Below are 24,869 nucleotides of genomic sequence, written 5' to 3'. Positions count from 1 at the left end.
CCGCGGTCACCACCGATAGGAAGCAATCATCTAGCGGCTCCGTCGACGGCGTTCCGCGGCCGGGGGACCACCCGGACTTATCCGGGCGAATCCGCACGTAACGTACGACTCGGATCCAATGCGAGGTGGAACAACGGGACGGGCCCAGGCGTTAGGATTGCAGGACAGTCGACTAGTAAGGATGACGAGCTTGAATCACGACCCGTGGACCCTCTGCGACATCCTGTCTGAGCCGTCCGAGGTTCGCGGAGCCCCGCTGCTTTATTTCTTCGAGGGCTTCATGGACGCGGGGTCGGCCGGACAGGGCGTGGTGGACTTCCTGCTGGACGCCTATGACCACGAACCGGTGGCCAGCTTCAACGTCGACGCACTCATCGATTACCGTTCCCGCCGTCCACCGCTGACGTTCGAGATCGACCGGTGGAGCGACTACGAGGCCCCCTCCCTGGTGGTCTACCTCCTCCACGACAGCGCCGACAATCCGTTCCTACTCCTGCACGGACCCGAGCCGGACTTCGCCTGGGAGCGGTTCACCGACTCGCTGGAGAGCCTCATCGACCACTGGAACATCCCGGTGGCCGTCGGCTTCCAGGGCATACCCATGGGCGTTCCCCACACGCGCCCGGTGGGCCTGACGGTGCACGCCACCAGGCCCGAACTGGTCTTCGACAACCGTCCCATGTTCAACGAGGTGACCGTCCCCGGCCACATGGCGGGACTTCTCGAGTACCGCCTGGGGCAGTCGGGGCGCGACGTGGTCGGCCTGTCGGCGCACGTGCCCCACTACGTCATGCAGATGTCCTTCCCGGCGGCGACGATGCGGCTGCTGGCCGGCGTCGAGCACGCCACGGGGCTCTCGCTGCCCAAGGACGAGGCGTTGGAAGAGGACCAGAAGCGCGTCATCGAGGAGATAGCGGCGCAGGCCGAGGAGTCGGAGGAGGTCGCCACCGTCGTGGAGTCGCTGGAAGAGCAGTACGACTCCTACGAGGAGGCGGCCGAGAACGACGACATGCTCCGCGAGGGGCGGATGCCCACGGCCGACGAACTGGGAGAGGCCTTCGAACGCTTCCTGGCCGAGCAGGACAATAAGAAGAACGACGACAAGAAGAACAACGACGAGTGACCGATGAGACGGAGAGAGGGCCGGTTCCCCGCGGAACCGGCCCTCTCTCCGTTCAGTCGCAGACGCCTTTACTTCTGGTGCTTGGCGCGCGAGGTGAGGCGGCCGCGCTCCTTCTGGTCGAGGATCACCTTGCGGATGCGGATCTTCTCCGGCGTCACCTCGACGGCCTCATCGCCGCGGCAGAACTCCAGAGCCTGCTCCAGCGAGAGGTTCTTCGGCGGCACCAGGCGCTCGGCCTCGTCGGCGGCTGCCGAGCGGACGTTGGTGAGCTTCTTCTCCTTGGTGATGTTGATGTCCATGTCGTCGGGGCGGGAGTTCTCTCCCACGACCATGCCCTCATAGACCTCGGTGGTCGGGCTGACGAACAGCGTGCCGCGCTCCTGCAGGTTGTACATGGCGTACGAGGTGGCCTTGCCTGTGCGGTCGGAGACCAGCGAACCGGTCTGGCGCGTCTTGATCGCCCCGGCCCACGGCTCGTAGCCCTCGAAGACGTGGTGGGCGATGCCGGTGCCGCGGGTGACGGTGAGGAACTCCGTGCGGAAGCCGATCAGGCCGCGCGCGGGAATCAGCCACTCCATGCGGACCCAGCCGGTGCCGTGGTTGATCATCTGCGTATTGCGGCCCTTGCGGACGGCCAGCAGCTGGGTCACCGATCCCATGTGCTCTTCGGGCACGTCCACGGTCAGGTTCTCGAAGGGCTCGTGCAGCTTGCCGTCGATCTCCTGGGTGACCACCTGGGGTTTTCCGACGGTCAGCTCGAAGCCCTCGCGGCGCATCTGCTCGACGAGGATGGCCAGCGCCAGCTCGCCACGGCCCTGGACTTCCCAGGCGTCGGGGCGCTCGGTCGGCAGGACCTTGAGGGAGACGTTGCCGATCAGCTCGGTCTCGAGGCGCTCCTTCACCTGGCGCGCGGTGACCTTGGTCCCCTTCTCGCGGCCGACGAGCGGGGAGGTGTTGGTGCCCAGCGTCATGGAGACGGCCGGCTCGTCCACCGTGATCAGCGGCAGCGGCTCGGGATTCTCCACGTCGGCCAGGGTCTCGCCGATCATGATCTCGGGGATTCCGGCGATGGCGATGATGTCGCCGGGGCCGGCCTTCTCGGCGGGCTTGCGCTCCAGGCCCTCGGTGATGAGTAGCTCGGAGATCTTCACGTTCTGGACCGAGCCGTCGCGCTTGCACCAGGCCACGGACTGGCCCTTGCTGATGGTGCCCTCGTGGACGCGGCACAGGGCCAGGCGGCCGAGGAACGGCGAGGCGTCCAAGTTGACCACCTGGGCCTGGAGCGGCTTGCCCTCGGTGTACTCGGGCGCGGGAACGTGCTCCAGCAGGACGTCGAACAGCGGCTTGAGGTTGTCGGAGTCGGCCGGGACCTTGCCGTCCTCGGGCTGCGTGGTCGAGGCGACGCCGTCGATGGCGGCCGCGTAGACGATGGGGAACTCGATCTGGTCCTCGTCGGCGTCCAGGTCGAGGAACAGGTCGTAGGTCTCGTTGACGACTCCGTCGATGCGGGCGTCGGGTCGGTCGACCTTGTTGATGACCAGGATGATCGGCAGGCGGGCCTCGAGGGCCTTGCGGAGCACGAAGCGGGTCTGGGGGAGCGGCCCCTCGGAGGCGTCGACGAGGAGGGCGACGGCGTCGACCATGGTCAGACCCCGCTCGACCTCGCCGCCGAAGTCGGCGTGGCCGGGGGTGTCGATGATGTTGATGACCATGTCGCCGCCGTCGGGGTTGGCGTAGTGGACGGCGGTGTTCTTGGCGAGGATGGTGATGCCCTTCTCCCGCTCCAGATCCATCGAGTCCATGACCCGGTCGTCGACGCGCGCGCCCTCGCGGAACGCGCCCGCCTGTTTGAGCATGGCGTCCACCAGGGTGGTCTTGCCGTGGTCGACGTGGGCGACGATGGCGATATTGCGCAGGTCATTCCTTTTCTTAAGCACTCGTCCATTGTCGCCCACACCGGGGGGCGCCGACGGCCAGGTGGCGGTAGTGAGACGGAACCGTGCGGGAACGGCCCGGAAGTTCACCGCTTTAGCGTAGGAGGCCCTGTCGTTTACGGTGCTGTTGGACAACGGGCAAAACGGACGAGCCACTATCGGGCGTTACCGGGTCGCGCTCGCTGAGGACCGTGCTTCCGAGGGAGATTTGTCCCTTTGCCAACAGCACCGTTTACGGCGGGGAGGGGTGCGCTCGGTACGGGTGCGGTGCTGGAATATGGGCGGACCAGGAGGTCAATGCCAGTGTCAGACCTTGTAGGTAGGTTTGTGGGCGTGTTCCTCCGGTATCGGTTTCGGCTCTATCCGACCGCGCCGCAGCGCAGGGCGTTGGCGCGGACCTTCGGGTGCGTGCGGGTGGTGTTCAATGACGCGGTGGCCGCCCGGCGGGACGCCTTTCGGTCGGGCTCGCAGTATCCGACCACCCCGGAGCTGGATCGCAGGCTCATTACGGAAGCGAAGAAGACACCGGAGCGCGCCTGGCTTTCGGAGGTGTCGACCGTTCCTCTGCAGCAGGCATCGCGCGACTGCCACACCGGGTATCGGAACTTCTTCGCCTCCAAGGCCGGCAAACGGCAGGGTCCGCGGGTGGGGCCGCCCCGGTTCAAACGCCGCACGGCTACGCAGACGGCCCGCTACACGCGACGCGGATTCCAGATCAAAGACAACGGCAGAGTCTATATCGCCAAGGTCGGCAACCTCCGTGTCGCCTGGTCACGGGAACTCCCTTCCAACCCGTCGTCGGTCACGATCATCAAGACCCCCACAGGCCAGTACTACGCGTCGTTCGTAGTCGCGGTAGATGACGGGACGGACCTGCTCGACCCGCTCCCCGACGACCAGGACACCGGGATCGACCTAGGATTGAAGTCGTTCGCTGTGCTGCGTGGCGGGAGGGTGATCGACAACCCGAAGTTTTTCAGGCGGCTGGAGCGGAAGCTCCGCAAAGCGCAACGGTCGCTCTCCCGCAAGCAGAAGGGATCCAACAACCGGGCCAAGGCACGCCTCACAGTGGCGAAGGTCCACGAGAAGATCAAGAACACCCGTTCCGACTGGATCGATAAGCAGGTGGCCCGGATAGTTGCCGAGAACCAAAGCATCTATACCGAGGATCTCAACGTCAAGGGCATGGTCCGAGGCCGTGCCGCGAAGTCGGTGGCGGACGCATCGTTCGGGCTGTTCCTCTCCCGTCTGGAGTCGAAGGCGGCCCGCGCGGGGCGGACGTTCGTGCGAGTGGACAGGTTTTTCCCCTCCACCCGGCTGTGCTCCGACTGCGGGGCCTTGAGCGGACCAGCCGGGCTGGAAGGCCTGAAGGTCCGCCGGTGGGAATGCGGGTGCGGGGCCGTCCACGACAGGGACGCCAATGCCGAAAAGAACATCAGACGCGAGGGACGACGCCTCGTGCAAGCCGCCGCAGGGCATGCGGAGGCTCAAAACGCGTGTGGACAGCATGTAAGACCGGACAAGTCCGGCAGCGCTGGAAACTCCCATCCGGGAAAGAAGCACGAACCCACCCGTACGAGCTCTACAAGGGCTTTAGCCGGGAAACCTCGCCGCCCACGGCGAGGCGGAAGTCAACGATTGGGGTAAAAGATCGGGAACCCGACATGCGACACAGCGTGTTCATTAGGCTACGTTCATGGCCCAACGTATGATGACTGTCACTATCGCCTCATTGGCGCTCGTACTGGGACTCGGGGCGGTCGCCGCCGAGCCCGCCCACGCGGCGCAGCCGGTGGGAGCGGTGAACGTTCCGGGCGGGCACCTCAACGTCCGCTCCGGCCCCTCGGCGACCCACGAGGACGTCGGCGACCTCGACCACGGAACGAGGGTCGAGCCCTCCTGCAAGGTCCGCGGGGAGATGGTCGACGGGGCCTCGCGCCGCACCTCCACCTGGGTGGCGATAGGAAAGGACCGCTGGCTGAGCAACGCCTACCTCGACTGGTCGACCAAGTTCCCCGTGGCGTGGTGCGAGGCGGGGAAGACCTCGGCCACCTCGGCGAAGGTCTCTGCCGGCGGAGCGAGCCTCAACGTCCGCGAGCGCGCCTCCACGGGCTCGTCCGTCGTCGACCGCCTCGAGGACGGCAGCGGCGTCACGGTCTCGTGCCAGGTCTGGGGCACGCGCATCGAGGGGGACAACGCCTGGTACCGACTGGGGAAGGGCCGCCACGTCTCGGGCAGGTACGTCTCCTGGAGCGGAGGCCGGCCGTGGCTGCCCTGGTGCGGCCAGGACGCGCCGACCTTCCCGCGCGGCGGGCACCAGGGGTTCATCGACCGCCATTCCGCGGCGGCCCAGGAGTCGCAGCGCCGGACCGGCGTCCCCGCCTCGGTCACGCTCGCCCAGGCCGTTCTCGAAACCGGCTGGGGCGAGAGCGCCCTCGCCGTGGAGGACCACAACATCTTCGGCATGAAGTGCTTCGGGTCGCCCGGGGACTTCGCCGTCGGCTGCCGCGACTACGGGACCTTCGAGTGCACGCCGTCGGGCTCCTGTGAGAACCAGGACGCGACGTTCCGGGCCTATCGGTCCATCGCCGACTCCTACCGCGACCACGGCGAGCTCCTCTCCGGCTGGTCCCGCTACGCTCAGGCCATGGCGCACAGGGGCGACCCGAAGCGGTTCGCCCGCGAGCTGCAGAAGGCCGGGTACGCCACCGACCCGAAGTACGCCGACAAGCTCATCGGGATCATGGGCGACTGGAACCTGTACGCGTACAACAAGGTTTGAGCCGTGACCGGATTGTGACCAGGTCCGGGGTGTCCCCGGTGAAGAGGATAGGCTATCCTAACTTCTATGCCGGATCGCGCTGGACTGCGAGGGGCGCGACTGCGTCTCTCCTATAGGGACAAAGAGGTGGTGCACGGTGCCGACCTCGCCGTGGAGCCCGGACGGGTCACCGTCCTCATCGGGCCCAACGGCAGTGGGAAGTCGACCCTGCTCAGGGGGTTGGCCCGCCTGCACCGCGCCGACGCCGGCACCGTCTCGTTCCCCGACGGAACCGACTCCTCCACCCTGCACCCCAAAGAGTTCGCCCGCTCCGTGGCGCTCCTCTCCCAGTCGAGGCCCGCCCCCGGCGGCATCACCGTCGCCGACGTCGTCGCCTACGGGCGCCACCCCTACCGCGGGCGCTTCCGCCACGGCGACGCCGAAGGGGCCGCCGTCGTCGAACGCGCCATGAAACTGTGCGGAGTGGAGCACATGGCCGACCGTGGCGTCGAAGCACTGTCCGGCGGAGAGAAACAGCGCGTCTGGTTCGCCACCGCGCTCGCCCAGGACACCGACACGCTCCTGCTCGACGAGCCCACCAACCACCTGGACCTCCGCTACCAGATGGAGACCCTCGACCTCGTCCGCGACCTGGCCGACGACCACGGCACCGCCGTCGGCGTCGTCCTGCACGACCTCAACCAGGCCGCCGCCGTGGCCGACACGATCGTGCTGCTGCACGGCGGCGAGATCAGAGCCGCCGGCACCCCCGACGAGGTCCTCACCTCCGAGAACCTCAGCGACGTCTACGGCATCGCCATCGACGTGGACCGCGACGAGGGCGGACTCACCTGCCGACCGGTGAGCCGGCACCGGTCCCGCCGGGCCCTCACGGCGGCCTGACCTTCCCCTTCAGCCCGTTTGCAACCACCATCACGAAGGACACCCATGAAGACCCTACTGAAGACTGCCCTGCTCTCCGCGGGCGCGGTGGGCCTGGCGTTCACCTCCGCCTGCGGCACCAGCGAAAGCGGCGGCGGCAGTGACAAGGACGCCGCCGGCGACCCCGTGACCGTCACCGACGCCACCGGCACCGACGTCGAGCTCGACGGCCCCGCCCAGACCGTCGTCGCGCTCGAATGGCGCGAGGCCGAGACCCTGATCAGCCTCGGCGTCGAGCCCGCCGGAGTCGCCGACGCCGAGGGCTACTCCACCTGGGTCGGCGGCGTCGAACCGCTGCCCGAGAGCACCGTCGACGTCGGCACCCGCGCCGAGCCATCCGTCGACGCCATCGCCGAACTAGAGCCCGACCTCGTCATCGCCACCGGCGCCCGCAAGACCGAGGTCGTCGAGTCGATCGAGAAGTTCGTCCCCGTCTTCATGACCCAGGGCACCGACGTGGAGGACCAGTTGGGCAACTCCGCCTCCGACACCACCGACATCGCCGCCCTCACCGGCAAGGAGGCCGAGGCCGACGAGCTTCTCGGCAAGGTCGAGACCCGCCTGGCGGAGGTCGAGGAGGCCATCGCCGCCTCCGACAACGCCGACGTTCCCTTCCTCATGGGAGACGGATCCAAACAGGACTCCACAGTCACCGTCCGCCTCTTCGGCGAGGGCTCCAACCTCGGCGCCGTCGCCAAGGAGGTCGGACTCGAGAACCTCTGGGACGGCGAAGTCGACGAGGCCTGGGGCCTGGGCAACTCCGACGTCGAAGGTCTCGCGAAGTTCCAGGACACCGACCTGTTCTTCATCTACTCCAACTCCGACGGCGAGAGCGCGCTGACCGACGGGCTCAAGGACAACGCCATCTGGCAGGACATGAACTTCATCGAGAAGGACATGGTCCGCGAACTGCCCGCCGGAACCTGGACCTTCGGCGGACCCTCCGCCACGCTCCAGTTCCTCGACGTCCTCGAAGAGATCTACACCGACTGATGGACACACTCGCGCCGCCGGAGCGGGGCCGCACGGCCCCGTCCGCCAAGACACCGCAGACGAACCGATCGGCCACCGCCGCGGCCCTCGTCCTCACGACCACGGCGGTCCTCGCTCTGGCGGCGTACCACCTCACCCAGGGCACCTCGAGCGTCGGCATCGCCGACCTCTGGGACCTGGCCACGGGCAGCGGAGACGACCTGACGCTCCAGATCCTCACCGCCTCCCGCCTCCCCCGCGTCGCCGCCGCCCTGGCCGTCGGCGCCGCGCTCGGAGCCTCCGGGCTGCTCCTGCAGTCGGTGGCCCGCAACAAACTCGCCAGCCCCGACACCCTCGCGGTCAACGCCGGCGCCTACCTCGCCGTCACCGCCAGCGCCGCCTTCGGCGTCAGCCTCCCCTTCCTCCCCGGACTCGGCACCGCCTTCCTCGGAGCGCTCCTCACCGCCGGACTCGTCCTCCTCGTCTCCGGCGGGGGCACCGCCTCCACCACCCGCCTCATCCTCGCCGGCTCCGCCGCCGCCATGGCCGCCACCGCCCTCACCAACCTCCTGCTCATCCTCTTCCAGGAGAAGACCACCGGCCTCTTCGCCTGGGGATCGGGCAACCTCAGCCAGGCGGGCTTCGGCTCCACCGCCGCCACCGCGGGCATCGTCCTCGCCGGACTCGTCATCGCCGTCCTCCTGGGCGGGCGCCTCGACGTCCTGCGCCTCGGCGACGACACCGCCTCCAGCCTCGGCGTCCCCGTGCGCCGCACCCGCCTCACCGCCATCGTCGTCTCGCTCCTCCTGGCCGCCTGCGCCGTCTCGATCGCCGGTCCGGTCGGATTCGTCGGCCTCACCGCGCCCGTCATCGCCGCCGCCATCGCCTCCCGCGTGCCCGGACTGACCTCGCACCGCTCCCTCGTGCCCTTCGCCGCGCTGACCGGAATGCTGGTCCTCCTCACCGCCGACGTCCTCCTGCGCGCGGCGCTGGGGGCCGAAGTGAGCCTCGTCGTGCCCGTCGGCGTCGCCACCACCATCGTGGGCGCCGCGGTCATGATCCACCTGGCCCGCCGTGTCACCGACCCCGGCATCGGCTCCCACTCCGCCGACGTCCGCACCACCGGCATGGGCAGGGTCCGCTACACACTCCTCGTCGCGGGGCTCTTCACGGCCGTCGTCGCGGCCATGTTCGCCGGAATGCTCGTCGGCGACGCCACCGTCCTCGGCGGCGACATCGTCAACTGGCTCCAGCGGACCACGGGGCCGGCCTACACCTTCCTGCTGGACCAGCGCTTTCCCCGCGTCCTCGCCGCAGTGCTCGCCGGCGCGGCCCTCGCCGTCGCCGGAACCGTCACCCAGGCGACGTGCCGCAACCCCTTGGCCGAACCCGGGGTCCTCGGAGTCACCGGCGGGGCCAGCGTCGGCGCGGTCGCGCTCATCACCTGGGCACCGGACTCCGGCACCTGGGCGATCATGGGCGTCGCCACCGCAGGGGCGCTGCTCACCTTCGGACTGATCTACGCGCTGGCCTGGAGGGGCGGACTGAGCACCGCCCGACTGGTGCTCATCGGCATCGGCCTGTCCGCCATCGCCGCGGCGCTGGTCGTCCTCATCATCGTCTACTCCGATCCGTGGAACACGCCCAAGGTCATGACGTGGCTGTCGGGCACGACCTACGGGCGCACGCTCGAACGGCTCGCGCCGGTGTCCCTGGCGCTGCTGGTCATAGCACCGGTCCTCTACGCCTACCGGCGCGACATCGACCTGCTGGCGCTGGACGAGGACACGCCGCGCCTGGTGGGGATCCGCCTGGAGCGCACGCGCCTCCTCGTGCTGGCGCTCTCGGCGGTCCTGGCGGCCGCGGCGGTCGTGACCGTCGGCGTGGTCGGATTCGTCGGACTCGTCGCCCCGCACATGGCCAGGGCGGTCGTGGGGTCCAAGACGGGAGCGGTCATGCCGGTGGCGACCGCGATCGGCATCCTACTGGTGTCCGTCGCCGACACCCTGGGGCGCTGGGTCATCGCGCCGGCCCAGGTTCCGGCCGGACTCGTGTGCGCCATGATCGGCACGCCCTACTTCATCTACCTGCTGTGGAGGACGAGGGCGCGCTCCTGATCCACGGCGGGACCGCGGTCGGCGCGCTCCTTGAGCACCGCCGTTCCGGGGTCGGCGCGGCTCCGTTCGGAACCGCGCCGTCGCCTCAGTCCAGAAGCGCCTCGATGAGGTCGGCCGCCCGCTTCGTGCCGCCCTCGGCTTTCGTCTCGGCCTGGATCCGGGCCGAGCGCTCCGCGACCTTCCCGTCGGAGACCAGTTCCTCCAGGGCGGTCCGCAGGGCCTCCGCGGTGGCGTCTTCGGTGTCGATCCGGCGGGCCACGCCCAGTTCGACCAGCCGGTCGGCGTTCATGAACTGGTCGGCCGCCTGCGGGACCGCGATCATGGGAACGCCCGCCAGCAGTCCTTCGCTGGAACCGCCCATCCCGGCGTGGGTGACGAAGGCGTCCGCCTCGTCCAGGATGGCGCGCTGCGGAACCCAGGAGTGGACCTCTACATTGGTGGGAATCTCTCCCAGGTCCTCGGCGTCGACGTACTTCCCGATCTGGAGCACCACGTGCCAACCGGGCAGGTCGCCGAACGCCTTCAGGCACTCGCGGTAGAAGTCGGGCCGGCGGGTGAAGGTCGATCCGAGGGAGACCAGCAGGACGTTGTCGGCGTCGGCGGGGCGGGCCCACCCGTCCCCGCCCTCGCGGAGGTCGAAGCACGGGCCCACGAAGGTCACCCTGTCCGTGTCGACCCGGTCGGCATGCGGCTGCATGGCGGAGGGGATCAGCGCCAGGGCCTGCTCGGGGACGCCGGAGAACTCCACTCCGTCGGTGGGGGAGACTCCGCACTCGGTGAGCCACCGCGTGAACTTCGCGCTGTACTCGTCCGCTCCGGGCAGGCTGAGAATGTGTTTCCCGACCTCCTCGAAGTAGGTGTCCCAGGCGACCATGGCCGGCGACAGCTGGAGTGCGGGGCGGCCCTGTCGCTGTGCGATGGCGCGCGCCTGGTAGCCGCCTATGTCGTACATGTAGAGGTCCGGAACGTCGCCGTCATAGGACTCGTGCAGCTGCGGCAGGGACTGGACGGCGTTGTCGAGGAAGAGGTTCATCGCGCCGACGGGGTCCTCGGGCCAGTCGTTGTCCTGTGTGGGCAGGATGGAGGTGTTGGCCACGAACTCGGCGCCCGACTCCGTCACGAGGGCCTCGACAGACGGGTCGTTGGCGTACGTGACCCGGTGCCCGCGCGCGACCAGCTCGCGGATCACCTCGAGGCTCGGGTAGACGTGGCTGACGGCGGGGATTCCGACCATGGCGATATGGGTGCGGCGCTTCTGCATGGGCTATCACTCGATTCCGTGGAAAGGCGGGAAGAACGAAGTGGACCGAGGGCCCGCTCCACGGGCTCGCGACGCCGTTCGGCGTCCGTCCATCCTGGGCGGTTCGGCCACTGGGCCAGTCTAGGAACGGCGGAGCCGGTCCGCAATCGGTTTTCGCCACCGCGCGCGATCCTCCTCCGCCCGTTCGGACCGCGCGCCCGCCACCGGCGATCACCTGCGGTGAGGTTTGGATGATGGTGCGTGCCAGTGGACGTGCCAAGGTATTAGTGGACGACCGCCTCCCGCAGACCCGGCCGCGCGCCGCCGACATCCCTCCGGCGCACTTCCCGAGCCAACCCTGAAAGGAACACCATCCGATGTCCGACTTCTCCTTCAAACAGCGGGCGCGCTACTGGTTCGACAACACCATGTCCAAGGGGACCAAGGCGCTCATCGGATGGCTCACGGTCATCACCCTGGCGCTCACCGCGCTGGGCGGGGCCCTCCTGATCGCCGTCGACCGGAGCGAGGGCGTCACGGGCAACCTGTGGACCTCCTTCGCCCACATCCTCGACGCGGGGACCATTCTCGGCGACGACACGTCGAACCTCCCGTTCATGATAGTCATGTTCACCACCACCATCGGCGGACTGGTGATCCTCTCCTCGCTCGTCGGCGTGTTGACCACCGGCCTGGACGCGAAACTCGAGGAGCTCCGCAAGGGCCGCTCCGTGGTGGTGGAGAAGGGCCACACCGTGATCCTCGGCTGGTCAGACCAGGTCTTCATCGTCATCTCGGAACTGGTGGAGGCCAACGAGAGCGAAAAGGACGCGTGCGTGGTCGTCCTCGCCGACCGCGACAAGGTCGAGATGGAGGACGAGGTCCGCTCCAAGCTCCCCGACCTCAAGACCACCCGAGTCGTCTGCCGCACCGGCGACCCGGCCGACCCCGGCGACATCGCCATCGTCAACCCCGGCCAGGCGAAGAGCGTCATCCTGCTCACCTCCGACGAGGACGACCCCGACGCCCAGCTGGTCCGCAGTCTCCTGGCCGTGACCCAGGGAGGGGACCCGCTGCCCTGCCACGTCGTGGGCACGGTCGGCGAGAGCCGCAACCTTCCCGCCGCGCGCCTGGCCGGAGGGCGGGCCGCCCACGTGGTCGACGCCAACGACCTCATGGCCCGGCTGATGGTGCAGACCTGCCGCCAGTCCGGCCTGTCCGTCGTCTACACCGACCTGCTCGACTTCGACGGCGACGAGATCTACATGGTCGCGGAGCCCCGGCTCGAAGGACGTCCGCTCGCCCAGGCGCTGCACGCCTACCGGACCTCCTCCCTCATCGGCGTCATGACGCAGGACGGCCGGTGCATCGTCAATCCGCCCACGTCGGCCGTCCTCCAGCCGGGGGACAGGCTCATCCTGGTAGCCGCCGACGACTCGGCGATCGCACTGGACGGCTCGGAGCCGACGATCGACGAGGGCGCCATGGTCTCGGTCGCCGACGCTCCCAACCGTCCTGAACGGACACTCATCCTCGGGTGGAACGCGAAGACGCCCAAGGTGCTGGAGCAGCTCGACCAGTACGTGGCCCCGGGATCGGTCACGGACGTGGTCACCGACCACCCCGAGGCGGCCGAGGCGGTCCGCGGGATCGGGCCGACCATGCGCGTCCAGGGACTCAACTTCCGCAGCGACGACACCACCGACCGCCGCCTGCTGGAGACCCTCGGTCCGGGCTCCTACGACCACATCATCGCCGTCTGCTCCGACGACGTGGAGCCCCGCATAGCCGACTCGCGCGTCCTGGTGACGCTCCTGCACCTGCGCGACATGGCGGAGCGGTCGAACACCCGCTTCAAGGTGGTCTCGGAGATGGCCGACGACAGGAACCGGTCCCTCGCGCAGGTGACCCAGGCCGACGACTTCATCGTCAGCGACAAGCTCATCAGCCTGCTGCTGACCCAGACCTCTGAGAACCCGCACCTGTCCCAGGTGTTCGCCCAGCTGTTCAGCCCCGACGGGTCGGAGATCTACCTCAAGCCGGCCGACCGCTACGTCCGCCCGAACACGCCGGTGAACTTCTACACCGTCGTCGAGTCGGCCCGTCGCCGGGGACAGATGGCGATCGGCTACCGCCTGGCCTCCCGGTCGAAGCGGGAACCGGACTTCGGCATCGTGCTCAATCCCGACAAGGCGGAGCAGATCTCGTTCCAGCAGGGCGACAAGGTGATCGTCCTCGCCGAGGACTGACCGGCCCGGGGAGGCCGCGACGGCCGGGGGCGGCCACGGCGGAAAACCGGTGGAGGCGAACTGCCCGGTGTGCGACATTGGCGGGGGAGGCCCGGGAGACCGGTTCCCCGGGCCGCGCCGAAGAGGAGGGCACCGCATGGCCGAGATCGACGTCGCATGGTCCGAAGGCGACTCCGAAGAGTTCATCGAGTACGGGCACTTTTTCGTTCCCCAGCGCGAGAAGCAGGCGGACGTCGTTGCGGCGATGGCCGGCGTCGACGGTCCGGACGCCCGGATTCTGGACCTGTGCTGCGGTCAAGGGCTGCTCAGCCGGGCGTTGCTGCGTGCCTGCCCGGAGGCCCGGGTCGTCGGCATGGACGCGAGTCCGACGATGCTGGACCGCGCTCGCGAAGACCTCTCGGAGTTCGGCGGGCGGTTCACGACCGAACGGTTCGACCTGGCCGCGACGGAATGGCGCGATCGCGCCACCGCCCCTTCCGCCGTCGTGTCCTCCCTGGCACTGCACCATCTGGACGGCGAGGAGAAGAAGGCCCTCTACCGCGATCTGCGACGGATGCTGGCGCCCGGCGGACGGCTCGTCATCGCCGATATCGTGCAGCCGGTGAGCGAGAGGGGCGTCGAACTGGCCAAGCGGTCGTGGGAGGACGCCGTGCGGGAGCGGAGCCTCGCCGAAGGAGGGGACCTCGCCGCCTACCGGAAGTTCCACGAACTGAAATGGAGCAACTTCCACTACCCGGACCCGATGGACAAGCCCTCCACGCTGCCGGACCATCTGGCGTGGTTGACGGAGGCCGGATTCTCCGAAGTGGATGTGTACTGGATGGACGCCGGACACGCCGTCTACGGAGGCGTGGCGCCATAGACGGCGTGTCCGGTCTGCGTCTGTGTCGAAAATGGGCCGTGCGGCTGTTTTAATGGCCGCACGGTGGAAGGGGTTTCCGATCGCGTTCGGGGCCCTCCGTCCAGCAGCATGCGCGAGAGATGGGTCCTATTAGGAAAGTCAGGTTTGCGACAACTCCTGCGATGATGTTGTATCTCGCGTGATCGGCTCCTATCCTGTGGAGAATCGTGACCCATATCGCACAACCAGTCACCTTTGGGGGCCATCGTGTCTGAACAGAAAACACAGCAAGCGACCATCCCGTTCGGGATGCCATACCAGAGAGAGACCCGGTTCGATCCCCCGTCGGCCCTCATGGACCTGCAGGATCAGCCCATGCGGCGCATCAAGTACTATCCCGACGAGGTGGAGGGCTGGCTCGTCACCGGCCACGCCGAGGCACGGAGGATCCTCGTTGACCAACGCTTCGCCTCGGGAGAGAGGTTCCGGCTCTCGCCGACCGAGATGCCCCATATATTCGTTTCCTTCTCTGAGCAGACCCCGCCCGGATTCTTCCTCCTCAACGACCCGCCCGAGCACACCCGCCTGCGCCGCAAGGTCACCGGCGTGTTCACGGTCCGCAGGCTGAAACAGCTGGAACCGCGCATCGCCGACATCGTCAACGAGCGGATCGCCGCCCTGCGGGCGGCGGGCGCCGGGGCCGACCTGATCACCGAGTTCGCCCTTCCGGTGCCCTCGCTCGTGATCTGCGAGATGCTGGGCGTGCCCTACGGCGACCGCGATGAGTTCCAACAGGGCTCCGCCGACATGCTCGACCTGGAGGTGCCGGTCGAAAAGCGCAACGAGGCCATGGGGCGGATGCTCCAGTACATCCACCGGCTCATTCCCGCCAAACGCGCCGAGCCCGGCGACGACATGCTCAGCGACCTGGTCGCCGACCCCGACATCTCGGACGAGGAGGCCGCCGGCGTTGGCATGATGATGCTGGTGGCGGGGCATGAGACCACCGCGAATATGCTGGGTCTCGGCGCGCTCGCCCTCATCGAGCACCCCGAGCAGCTGGTCCGCCTGACGTCCGACCCGGAGCTCTGGGGGACGGGAGTGGAAGAGCTGCTGCGGTACTTGACGGTCGCCCACAACGGCATCATGCGGATCGCCAAGGAGGACGCCGAGATAGAGGGGAAGCTCATCCGCGCCGGGGAGCACATAACAGTAGCCCTCCACGCGGCCAACCGCGACCCGTCGCAGTTCGACCGGCCCAAGGAACTCGACCTCGACCGTGACCCGCGCGGCCACCTGGCCTTCGGGCACGGCCTCCACCAATGCATAGGGCAGCAGCTGGCGCGCATCGAGATGCGCATCGGCCTGCAGAGGCTCTTCGAAGAGTTCCCCGACCTCCGGGTGACGGTCCCCTATGAGGACATTCCGCTGCGCAGTGACATGGCGGTCTATGGTGTCCATTCCCTGCCGGTGGCCTGGTGACCGAGGTGCGCATCAGCGTCGACCAGGAGGTGTGCGCCAGCGCGGGCACGTGCGCGTTCACGGTTCCCGCCGTGTTCGACCAGGACGATGAGGACGGACGCGTGGTGGTTCTGAGGGAGGAGGTCGTCGGAGGCGGCCTGGCCGAGGACGTGAGGACGGCGATCATGCTCTGCCCGTCCGGAGCGATCCGCGAGGCCGAGGAGGGCTAGCAGAAGGACGGGGCGGAGCTCTATTTCGGTGATAACCAGCGATGACAGTCGCCCGCTACCATCGGAGACGACGAACCACGACGAGGCGACCGCCGTCCACGACCGCACCGCGGCAACGGAGAGGAGTTTCGGATGTCCATGGCGGAGGTGTTCGTCATGCGGGACGGACTGATCTCCGAGCGCCGGGCGTGGGTCATCCCGTTGACGGAGAACGACCACCGGTGAGCGGGGTCCGCCCGGACGTTCGCGATTCCGGGAACGCCCGGGCGTTCCCGGAATCGGTGGTCACCCGTGCTCGCGGAAGAAGGCGCGCAAGTCCGCCACCAGGGAGTCGGACCGCTCCAGGGAGAGGAAGTGCCCGCCGTGGTCGAGTTCGGTCCAGCGCACGATGTCGTGGTCGCGCTCGGCCCACGGGCGGACGGTGACGTCACCCCGGGACAGGGGGACGCCGGTCGACGCAGACTTCCGGGCGGACGGCGGCGCGGCCGAGTCCCAGGCCTCCGCGCCCTCACCGGCGCCGTCTCCGGAACCGCCGTCGCCCCAGTCCAGTGCGGACATCTGTTCGTAGTAGGTCTGCGCGGCCGAGCCCGCGGTTCCGGTGAACCAGTAGAGCGCCACCGTCGTCAGCATCCTGTCGCGGTCCACACTGGCCTCGGGCAGGCCGTCCTCGGGCTCGGTCAGCTCCTTGAACTTCTCCACGATCCAGGCGAGCTGCCCGATCGGGGAGTCGGTGAGCCCGTAGGCGACGGTCTGGGGCCGTTTGCCGTTGCACTGGAGGTAGGCGTCGTTGTAGTTCTGCATGGCGTCCCATCGCCGCCGGTCGGCCTCGCTCAGGTCGTCGAGCTCTCTGTCGGCCCCGACCGGGAAGGTGATCATGCCGTTGAGGTGGACCGCGGTCACGCGCTCGGAGTCCGCCCGCCCGATCTCGGGGCCGACCCAGCTGCCCGTGTCGTAGCCGTGGAAGCCGTACCTCTCGTAACCGATCCGCGCCATGAGCCCGGCCAGGACCTCCGCCATGCGCGCGGCGTTCATGCCGGGGCCGTGGAGCGGGGTGGAGAACCCGAATCCGGGCAGTGAGGGGATGACGAGGTGGAAGGCGTCGGAACCCTCGCCTCCATGGGAGACCGGGTCGGTCAGCGACCCTATGACTTCGGCCTCCTGGGCCCGCCAGTCGAAATCGCGCCCCCAGTACTCGGCCAGCCCTTTGAGGTAGGAGACTGGGACGCCACGGCTCCACCCGACTCCGGGCAGTTCGGCGGGCCAGCGGGCGGTGGACAGGCGGGCCCGCAGATCGTCGAGTAGCGACTGCGGAATGTCGATGCGGAAGGGCTGCGGTGCAGCGGTTTTGTTCGTCATGGAGGCCACGGTATAGCCCTGTTAGGCCGGTATTCGTCCTAAGTTCGGACTAGCCTGGGAGGCATGGCGGACACATCGGCGAGAATGCTGCGGCTCCTGTCCCTGTTGCAGACGCGGCGCGAGTGGTCGGGCGGGGAGCTGGCCGAGCGCCTGGGCGTCAGCCCGCGAACGGTGCGGCGAGACATCGAGAGGCTCAGGGATCTGGGCTACCCGGTGGACGCGGAGCGGGGGACCGCCGGGTACCGGCTGGCGGCGGGGAAGGCGATGCCGCCGCTCTTGCTGGACGACGAAGAGGCGGTGGCCGCGGTGATCAGCCTCCGCACGGCCGCCGCGTCGGTCGTCGGCGTGGGGGAGGCGGCGCTGCGGGCTCTGGCGAAGCTGGAGCAGGTACTTCCCGCGCGCCTCCGGCAGAGCGTGTCCGCGTTGCAGACGGCGACGGTGCGTGCGGGGGAGGAGCCCGGTCCGCAGGTGGCGGCCGGGACGCTCACGCTCGTCGCGGACGCGTGCCGGCGGCGCGAGAGGCTCCGCTTCGACTACGCCGCCCATGGCGGCGAACGGACGCGGCGGGACGTCGAACCGCACAAGCTGGTCAGCTGGGGCAAGCGCTGGTACCTCGTCGCGTGGGACACCGCTGCGGGCGACTGGCGCCTGTTCCGGGTCGACCGGATGGAGCCGAAGACCCCCGTCGGACCGGGGTTCGCCGAGAGGACGCCGCCGTTCGACGACGTGGGCGCCTATGTCGACGACCGTCTCTCTTCTCAGGCTTGGGCCTACCGTGCCGTGGTCCGTCTCGAGGAGCCGGCGAGCGCCGTCGTCGACCGGATCTGGCCGGGCATGGGCGTTCTGGAACCGGCGGGCGAGGGTGCCTGCCTGTTGCGCGTGGGCGCGGAGACTCCGTGGGACCTGGCGTGGATGGTCACTTCGGTGAACGCCGATTTCAGGGTCGTCGAGGGACCGCCGGAACTGGACGGGGTGCTGCGGGGTTTCGGGGAGCGGTGCCTCGGTGCGATACGGGGCGACGGGGAGAGCACCGGGTAGAGCGTTCTCAGAATCAGCGAACTTCAGCAAGGCCGGGAGGCCGAGGGGGCGTCGGCCCTGACAGAGCGGGGCCTCGCGGTGCTCGGCCTGCTGACAGAGGCGTAGTGCTCGCCTTCCCCGCTGCAGGGCGTGCTCGGAACGGGAACCGGTGCGCGGGGCCGAAAGCCCGCCCGCATGGCGGGCGGCTTACCGTTTTCCCTTGCCGGGCTTGGACGGTTCGCGGCCCTCCGACCCGTCGTCGCCGTGCTCCCCGGGGTCCGGACGTCCCGCACCCGGCGGGTCGTCGGGGCGGTCCTTCGCGCCGGGACCGTCCTCGCCGGGCCTTTCGGGCGAGCCGTGTCCCGGCTCGTCCCGGCCCGGGTCTCCGCGGCCGGGGCGATCCTGTCCGGCTCCGTCCTGGCCGGGGCGGTCGCCGCCGCCGGGGTCCTCCGGTTTGCCGGGGGCCCGGCCGGGTCCGCCGGGTTCGGGGCGGCCCTCCGAGCCCTCCGACTCCGGGTCGGGGCGGTCGGTCTTCCCCGCTCCGCCGTCTCGGCCGGCGGCCTCCTCGTCGTCACGCTGGTGGTCGGCCAGGTCCTCGCCCTCCGTCCAGTCCTCGGAGACCTCCGGTCCGGGTTCTTGGGGGCGGCACACGACACGCAGGTCCTCGAGGACGGTCCGCTGGCGGCCGGTGGAGCCCTCGCTGTGCTCGCTGATCAGGAGCGACACGGCGATCGGCGCGTCCTTGCCGTTCAGCCACCGCACCAGGTCGGCCACGGGTTCGGTGCCCAGGTCCCCGTCGGCGACGGCGCGGACGACGGTCTCTCCGCAGTGGTCTTCGCCCGGGGCCGGGTAGAGGTCCCGGTGGTCGGAGCCGATGTACTCGCGGGCCCGGACGGAGGCCCAGCGGGACAGCGACTCGTCGTTGGACGAGAGGATTCCGGCGGGGGCGCCGCGAAGGATGCGCAGGGTATGGGGCACGGGCTCGGGGGCGCCGCCGTGCGGGGGGTGGCAGGCCGCGATGGCCATGGCGGCGGCCAGGGCGGCGGGGATCGTCAACAGTCGCGGGAGTCGGATCATGGTCTTCTGCTCGCCGGGGTGTGCGGGTGTGTAGGGGAGCGGGACACCCGGCGGAACGCCGTCGTGAAGCCGCCCACTCACTGTATCGCGCGCCTCCCCGACAGGGAACGGGCAAGGACCGGGAGCGATGGATTATCACATATCGCGGGGAGCGCCGCCGTGGGGCTTCGCCTGTCCGGAACTCGCCAATGCCCACAAGACGCCAGCTCCAGGCATGGACGACGGGTATCGGCCCGCCATAGCATTCTCGGGGACAAGACCGGACGATACGGACGGCGGCACCCCAGCACCCTGCGGCGCCGTCCGGAACGGAAGACGGAGCCCGTGACAGACGATATGAGAAGACGCCCGCCGGCGAAACCCGCGGCGGCCCTGGCGGCGACGGCACTGGCGCTGTCGCTCCTGGCGGCCGGAGCGGCCGACCGGACCGACGCCAGCCCGCACACCAAGATCGACCCCGAGCTCAGGGCGCAGTTCGCGAGCGAGGGCACGGCCACCTTCATGGTCGACCTCGACGGCGACCTCGACCTGCCCCGGTCCTCGGACGGAGAGGGGGCCTACGAGGCGCTGAAGGCCAACGCCGACGCCGCCCAGCGGCCCTTGGCCGACCTCCTCGAGTCCGAGGGAACCGACTACGAGTCCTACTGGGTCACCAACAGCCTCAAGGTGACCGCCGACGAGGACACCGCCGAGGACCTGGCCGGTTTCGGCCGCGTCGAACGACTGCGCCCCGAAGGCGCCATGACCCTGGACGAACCGGTCTCCACCAGTGCGGCCGACGCCCCCGAGGGCAACGCCTGGGGCGTCGAGCACATAGGCGCCGACCGGGCCTGGGACGAGTTCGGCGCCACCGGCGAGGGTGTAGTCGTCGCCAACATAGACTCCGGCGTCGACTACACCCACCCGTCGCTGATCGGGAACTACCGGGGCGCCAACGGCGACGGAACCTTCGACCACGAGTACAACTGGTTCGACCCGGCCGGCGGCTGCGCCGGCTCCCCGTGCGACACCAGCGGACACGGCACCCACGTCATGGGCACCATCGCCGGGTCCGACGGCATCGGCGTGGCGCCGGGAGCGACCTGGATGGCGGCCAAGGGCTGCGAGAGCGACACGTGCTCGGAGTCCAGCCTCGTCGCCTCCGCCCAGTGGCTCATCGCCCCGACCGACGCCGCCGGAGAGAACCCGCGGCCGGACTTGGCACCCGATGTCGTCAACAACTCCTGGGGCGGCGGCCGCGGCGTCGAGTGGTTCCCCGAGATCCTCGGCGCCTGGGAGGCGGCCGGGATCTTCGTGCCCTTCGCCGCCGGCAACGCCGCCAACGGGCAGTGCTCCACGGTGGACTCGCCCGGCGACAACGCCGGTACCTACACCGTCGGCGCCATCGACGAGAACGGCGTCATCGGAGGCTTCTCCGGACGCGGACCGTCCATGACCGAGGGCAAGCCCGACATCGCCGCCCCCGGCATCGACGTCGTCTCCGCCGTGCCCGGCGGCGGGTACGCGGCGAACACGGGAACCTCCATGGCCGCGCCGCACGCGGCCGGAGCCGCCGCCCTACTCTGGTCGGCCGCCCCGGACCTCTACCGCGACAGGGACGCGACGGCGGCGATCCTCGGCGAGACCGCCGTGAACGTCGACGACACCAGCTGCGGCGGCGACGCCGAACGCAACCACGTCTACGGCGAGGGAGTCCTCGACGTTTACGAGGCCGTCAGCGCCGCGCCCCACGGGGAGACCGGATCGCTCTCCGCCACCGTCACCGACGGGGCCACCGGCGAGCCGATTGCCGACGCGAACCTCGCCGTCACCGGAGAGAACGACCGCACCGTGGCCACCGACGACCAGGGGAGCGCCGACCTGCGGCTCTCCGCCGGCACCTACGAGATAGAGGCCTACGCCTACGGCTACGAGCGCGCGACGACGACGGTCGAGGTGGCCGCCGACGAGGAGGCCGCGGTCGAGCTCGTCCTCGCCGCCGCAGAGGAGGCCTCCCTCTCCGGCACCGTCACCGACGCCTACGGACGTCCCCGCGCGGGGGCCGAGGTCAGACTCAAGAACACGCCCCTGGAACCGGCGACCGCCGACGCCGGGGGACGCTTCGCCTTCGACGAAGTGGCCGCCGGAACCTACGACCTGGAGGCGAGCCCCGGAGACCCGGCCCGCTGCATGGGCAAGGCCGCCCGGACGGTCGACACCGCCGACGGCGAGACCGCCGTCGAACTGCCCTGGCGGACCGACGCCCTCGGCTGGTCCTGCCGCGACACCGGCTACGACTGGCAGCGCACCGGCGACGACGTCGCGCTCATGGGCGACGAGGACGCCGCCACCGTGGACCTGCCGTTCCCCGTCTCCTTCTACGGCGGCGAGTTCGACCGGATCCACCTCAACACCAACGGGATCCTCAACTTCTCCGGCCCGCGCGTCGGCGATTTCGAGAACCAGGGACTCGGCACCGCCACCGGCCCCAACGGCTTCATCGCCCCCTTCTGGGACGACATGGCCGTCGGAAAGCACACCGAGGTGTCCACCGGAACCTCCGGCGCCGCGGGAGAGCGGACCTTCACCGTCACCTTCGGGGGCCTGGAGACCGCGGACGGCGAAGCGAGCGTGAGCTTCCAGGTCGTCTTCGCGGAGGAGGGCGGCTTCACCGTCCAGTACCGCGACCTCGACGGCCGGAACGCCCACGGTGACAACGCCGTGGTCGGCATCGAGGCGCCCTCGGGCACCGTCGCCACCGCCTACTCGGAGCACTCCGCCGACCTCTTCGACGGCCTCGCCGTCCACTACGACGGCCCGGCCGAGGCCGCCGCGACGACCGACTTCGCCGCGCCGCGGTTCGACGCCGAGACCGCCGAGAGGACTCTCCAGACCCTCGAAGAGGCCCACGGCGCCGAGACGGGGGAGACGCCCGCGGAGGAGGAACCGGCCGAAGAGCCCTCGGAGCCCTCCGCGACGGCGCGCATGGACTCCGACAACGGTCTCGCCCGCCGCCTCGACCTCCCCGAAGCCGGAGGACAGTACCAGCTCAACCAGTACGGAACCGTCGCCCGCCTCGACGAGAACGGCGAACGCGTCTGGCGCAACGGGACCGAGGGCATATACGAAGCCTGGGGCGTCACCCCGGCACGCCCGTGGGACACCGGCGACCCCGCCTACCTCATCCCGCAGGGACTCGCGTCCGTCGGCCCCACCGCCGGCGACGCCGAGGCGAACGCCGTCGTCCACGACTTCACCGGAGACGGCGTCGAAGACCTCGTCTACATCGCCTACATCGGAGAGACGCCGAGCTTCAACGTCTCCGTCCCCGGCTGGGACGGCCTGTACGCCGGCACCATGGTGACCCTGCTCGACGGCGCCACCGGAGAGCTCCTGTGGAGCGACTTCGCCCCGAAGGCCGAGACCCTCGAAGTCGTCGGCGACACGCTCGTCGTGGCCGACAACCCGGTCCGCAGCCGCTACGCGGCGGGCGCCTACCGGTCGAAGCTCTACGGCTACGCCTTCGACGGAACCGGATTCGACCGCGCCTGGACCGTGGAGGGCCAAGGCGAGTACGGCGTCTGGGCCGACCTGAAGGCCCTGCCCGACGGCCGGGTCGCCGCGGCGGACGCCGACGCCCTCCAGGAGGGCACCGCCCGCCTCCTCGTCCTCGACGCCGCCACCGGTGAGACCGTCTGGGAGACGGAGCCGGAAAACGGCATCCGCGAGCTCGACGTGGACGAGGGACGGGGCGGCGTCATCGCGACCGAACAGACCCCGTTCGGCCCGGGGCTCTCCTACTCCGTGGCCTCTTATGCGCTCGCCGACGGTGAGAGGACGGAGATCACGAGGCGCCACAACGCCTACGCCTCCGATCTGCGCGTCGCCGACGTGAGGAAGGGAAAGGACGCCGAGTACCTCGTCGCCGAGGTCCTGTTCGACTTCAACGGGGCCGTCGCGGCCGCCCAGGAACGCGTCGTCGACGGCGACGGCGACCAACCGGTCCCCTCGATGACCGTCAAACGGAGCCTGGGCGAGCGCGGCGACGGTCCGCTCATCGTCGGCACCGCGGTGGAGGGCAGCCGCGTGGTGCTCAACTGGGCCAGCGACGACGGACGGGGGCGTCCGGGCTTCCGGGAGGCCGGCTACAGCGGCGGCATCGGCGTTTTCGACGCCAAGAAGGGCCGCGAACTGTGGAGGAAGACCGGCCCGGCCGCCTCCCCGGCCTACTCCACGACCGAGGACGGCACGGTCACGACCGTCGCCGCCGACCACACCGCCTACACCTACCGCCTCAAGGACGGAGGCCTCGTCGACAAGCGCGCCAACCTCGGCGACCTGTCGCACCTGGCCGCCACCGAGGTCGACGGCGACGGCACGGCCGACGTCATCGCCGGGGGCAGGGCCCACGGCCTGTTCGCCTTCGACGGCACGGACATCGACGACACGCCGACGGTCCTGTGGAACACGACCCTCCCGGGCATGGTCCACGACCTGAAGCTCGGCGACGTGACCGGCGACGGCCGCGAAGAGGCCGTGGCGGCCACCGGAGAGCACATCGTCGTGATGGACACGGCGACCGGAGAGGTCGTCTCCCAGACGGCCCTCGACGGCCTGGTGTGGAATGTGGAACTGTACGACCTGGACGGAGACGGCGCCGAAGACGTCCTCACGGGCGCCTCGCGCCTGACCGCTCTCACCGGAAGCGGAGAGCGGCTGTGGTCTTACGGCGGCGACGAGGTCGTCTTCTCGACCGTCAGCGCCGACCGGGACGGCGTCTTCGCCACCTACGGCGCCGACGAGAACGGAACGGCCGCACCGGCCATGGTCGCGCTCGACCACGGCGGCCGCGAGGTCTGGACCGACACGCCGGACGACGCGAAGGTCGGAAGGGCGATGCTGTGGAACAGCGTCCTGGCCGACCCCGCCATTCCCTACGCCGACGGCCACGCCGTGGCCGTCGCCTGGCAGAGCCCGGTCAACACCTCCACCGGCCGCGGCAACACGGTCATCGAGATCCGCGACGCCCGCACCGGGGAGATCGTCCTGGACCACGAGAACGGCGGCGAGGTCACCCACATCGGATTCACCGCTACGTCCGAAGGGCTTCTCCAACAGCGGTTCTACGGACTGACCGTCTACGACGGCACCGGCGCGCCGGCCGACTCCTCCTTCACGGTCCAGCCCTGGGCCGCGGTGGAGACGGAAGAGCCCGACGGCAGAACCGTCGTGGCCGGATCGGGCCGCATCACCGTCACGGACACGGAGACGGGGGAGAGCCTCTCGTACAGCAGCGAGCTCTCCATCGGATCGGTCGCCGCGGTCCCCGGAGCGGGCGTGGTGTTCGGCGCCTTCGACCAGTCCACCTACGACCTGGTCCAGAACATGCAGGGATCCGGCTACTGGAGCTCGGACAACGGCCGGAGGGGACTGGAGGTGTGGACCTGGTGACGCCGACTTAGCCACCCCGACCCCTCGCACCGACCCGGGGCGGGACGGCGGACCGCTCGGTCCGCCGCCCCGCCCCGGTCTCGTGTCCGGAAGACGCCAATGTCGTGAAAACGCCAGGT

At 69.6% G+C, this 24,869-nt stretch carries 16 protein-coding genes; 12 read left to right on the top strand and 4 right to left on the bottom strand.

What is annotated here, in order from left to right; all coding sequences use genetic code 11:
* Nucleotides 1-181 precede the first annotated feature (181 nt).
* Nucleotides 182-1,123: a proteasome assembly chaperone family protein gene (locus ACFTE1_RS10385; protein ID WP_380622125.1), complete on the top strand. Its 942-nt coding sequence runs from the start codon at nucleotides 182-184 to the stop codon at nucleotides 1,121-1,123.
* Between the two features lie 68 nt (nucleotides 1,124-1,191).
* On the opposite strand, the gene typA is transcribed toward ACFTE1_RS10385, so the two are convergent.
* Nucleotides 1,192-3,060, bottom strand: coding sequence for a translational GTPase TypA (gene typA, locus ACFTE1_RS10380; protein WP_380622127.1), 1,869 nt, complete (start codon nucleotides 3,058-3,060; stop codon nucleotides 1,192-1,194).
* Between the two features lie 324 nt (nucleotides 3,061-3,384).
* Between typA and ACFTE1_RS10375 the strand changes: the two genes are divergently transcribed.
* The 5 genes from ACFTE1_RS10375 to ACFTE1_RS10355 all read left to right on the top strand — a co-directional run bounded on the left by ACFTE1_RS10375 (nucleotide 3,385) and on the right by ACFTE1_RS10355 (nucleotide 9,849).
* Nucleotides 3,385-4,704 (top strand): RNA-guided endonuclease InsQ/TnpB family protein, encoded by a 1,320-nt coding sequence (locus ACFTE1_RS10375; protein ID WP_380622129.1) that lies wholly within the window; start codon nucleotides 3,385-3,387, stop codon nucleotides 4,702-4,704.
* A 49-nt stretch (nucleotides 4,705-4,753) separates the two neighbouring features.
* Nucleotides 4,754-5,839 carry a sporangiospore maturation cell wall hydrolase GsmA gene (gene gsmA / locus ACFTE1_RS10370; protein WP_380622132.1) on the top strand — a complete coding sequence of 362 codons (1,086 nt, stop codon included), beginning with the start codon at nucleotides 4,754-4,756 and terminating at the stop codon, nucleotides 5,837-5,839.
* Between the two features lie 66 nt (nucleotides 5,840-5,905).
* Nucleotides 5,906-6,721, top strand: coding sequence for an ABC transporter ATP-binding protein (locus ACFTE1_RS10365; protein ID WP_380622134.1), 816 nt, complete (start codon nucleotides 5,906-5,908; stop codon nucleotides 6,719-6,721).
* A gap of 45 nt (nucleotides 6,722-6,766) precedes the next feature.
* The gene (locus tag ACFTE1_RS10360) at nucleotides 6,767-7,753 is read left to right on the top strand and encodes an ABC transporter substrate-binding protein (RefSeq protein WP_380622137.1); all 987 of its coding nucleotides are present in this window, start codon (nucleotides 6,767-6,769) and stop codon (nucleotides 7,751-7,753) included.
* On the top strand, nucleotides 7,753-9,849 hold the full coding sequence (locus tag ACFTE1_RS10355; protein ID WP_380622140.1) for an iron ABC transporter permease: 2,097 nt from the start codon (nucleotides 7,753-7,755) through the stop codon (nucleotides 9,847-9,849). The genes ACFTE1_RS10360 and ACFTE1_RS10355 overlap by 1 nt, the downstream gene beginning before the upstream one ends.
* 85 nt (nucleotides 9,850-9,934) lie before the next feature.
* Here ACFTE1_RS10355 and ACFTE1_RS10350 read toward each other — a convergent pair whose 3' ends face one another.
* Entirely contained in the window at nucleotides 9,935-11,110 is a 1,176-nt protein-coding gene (locus ACFTE1_RS10350; RefSeq protein WP_380622142.1) for a macrolide family glycosyltransferase, read from the bottom strand.
* 356 nt (nucleotides 11,111-11,466) lie between these two features.
* Between ACFTE1_RS10350 and ACFTE1_RS10345 the strand changes: the two genes are divergently transcribed.
* From ACFTE1_RS10345 to ACFTE1_RS10330, 4 genes are all read left to right on the top strand, one after another.
* A complete protein-coding gene (locus ACFTE1_RS10345) occupies nucleotides 11,467-13,338 on the top strand; it encodes a CASTOR/POLLUX-related putative ion channel (protein WP_380622145.1) in 1,872 nt (623 codons plus the stop codon).
* A 136-nt stretch (nucleotides 13,339-13,474) separates the two neighbouring features.
* A complete protein-coding gene (locus ACFTE1_RS10340; RefSeq protein ID WP_380622147.1) occupies nucleotides 13,475-14,200 on the top strand; it encodes a class I SAM-dependent methyltransferase in 726 nt (241 codons plus the stop codon).
* Nucleotides 14,201-14,488: 288 nt separating this feature from the next.
* Nucleotides 14,489-15,661 (top strand): cytochrome P450, encoded by a 1,173-nt coding sequence (locus tag ACFTE1_RS10335; RefSeq protein WP_380622149.1) that lies wholly within the window; start codon nucleotides 14,489-14,491, stop codon nucleotides 15,659-15,661.
* Nucleotides 15,658-15,870 carry a ferredoxin gene (locus ACFTE1_RS10330; RefSeq protein WP_380622151.1) on the top strand — a complete coding sequence of 71 codons (213 nt, stop codon included), beginning with the start codon at nucleotides 15,658-15,660 and terminating at the stop codon, nucleotides 15,868-15,870. The genes ACFTE1_RS10335 and ACFTE1_RS10330 overlap by 4 nt, the downstream gene beginning before the upstream one ends.
* Before the next feature lie 285 nt (nucleotides 15,871-16,155).
* Here ACFTE1_RS10330 and ACFTE1_RS10325 read toward each other — a convergent pair whose 3' ends face one another.
* Nucleotides 16,156-17,226, bottom strand: coding sequence for an epoxide hydrolase family protein (locus tag ACFTE1_RS10325; protein WP_380622153.1), 1,071 nt, complete (start codon nucleotides 17,224-17,226; stop codon nucleotides 16,156-16,158).
* Between the two features lie 63 nt (nucleotides 17,227-17,289).
* Between ACFTE1_RS10325 and ACFTE1_RS10320 the strand changes: the two genes are divergently transcribed.
* Nucleotides 17,290-18,264, top strand: coding sequence for a helix-turn-helix transcriptional regulator (locus ACFTE1_RS10320; RefSeq protein ID WP_380622155.1), 975 nt, complete (start codon nucleotides 17,290-17,292; stop codon nucleotides 18,262-18,264).
* Nucleotides 18,265-18,450: 186 nt separating this feature from the next.
* Here the strand turns inward: ACFTE1_RS10320 and ACFTE1_RS10315 are convergent, their stop codons facing one another.
* Nucleotides 18,451-19,320, bottom strand: a complete 870-nt coding sequence (locus ACFTE1_RS10315; protein WP_380622158.1) for a hypothetical protein — start codon at nucleotides 19,318-19,320, stop codon at nucleotides 18,451-18,453.
* A gap of 324 nt (nucleotides 19,321-19,644) precedes the next feature.
* On the opposite strand from ACFTE1_RS10315, the gene ACFTE1_RS10310 reads away from it, so the two are divergent.
* Nucleotides 19,645-24,750 (top strand): S8 family serine peptidase, encoded by a 5,106-nt coding sequence (locus ACFTE1_RS10310; protein WP_380622161.1) that lies wholly within the window; start codon nucleotides 19,645-19,647, stop codon nucleotides 24,748-24,750.
* Nucleotides 24,751-24,869 lie beyond the last annotated feature (119 nt).

It is taken from the genome of Salininema proteolyticum (assembly GCF_042685645.1).
GTDB classification, from domain to species: domain Bacteria; phylum Actinomycetota; class Actinomycetes; order Mycobacteriales; family Micromonosporaceae; genus Salininema; species Salininema proteolyticum.
This window is presented reverse-complemented; position numbering and strand designations above follow the sequence as displayed.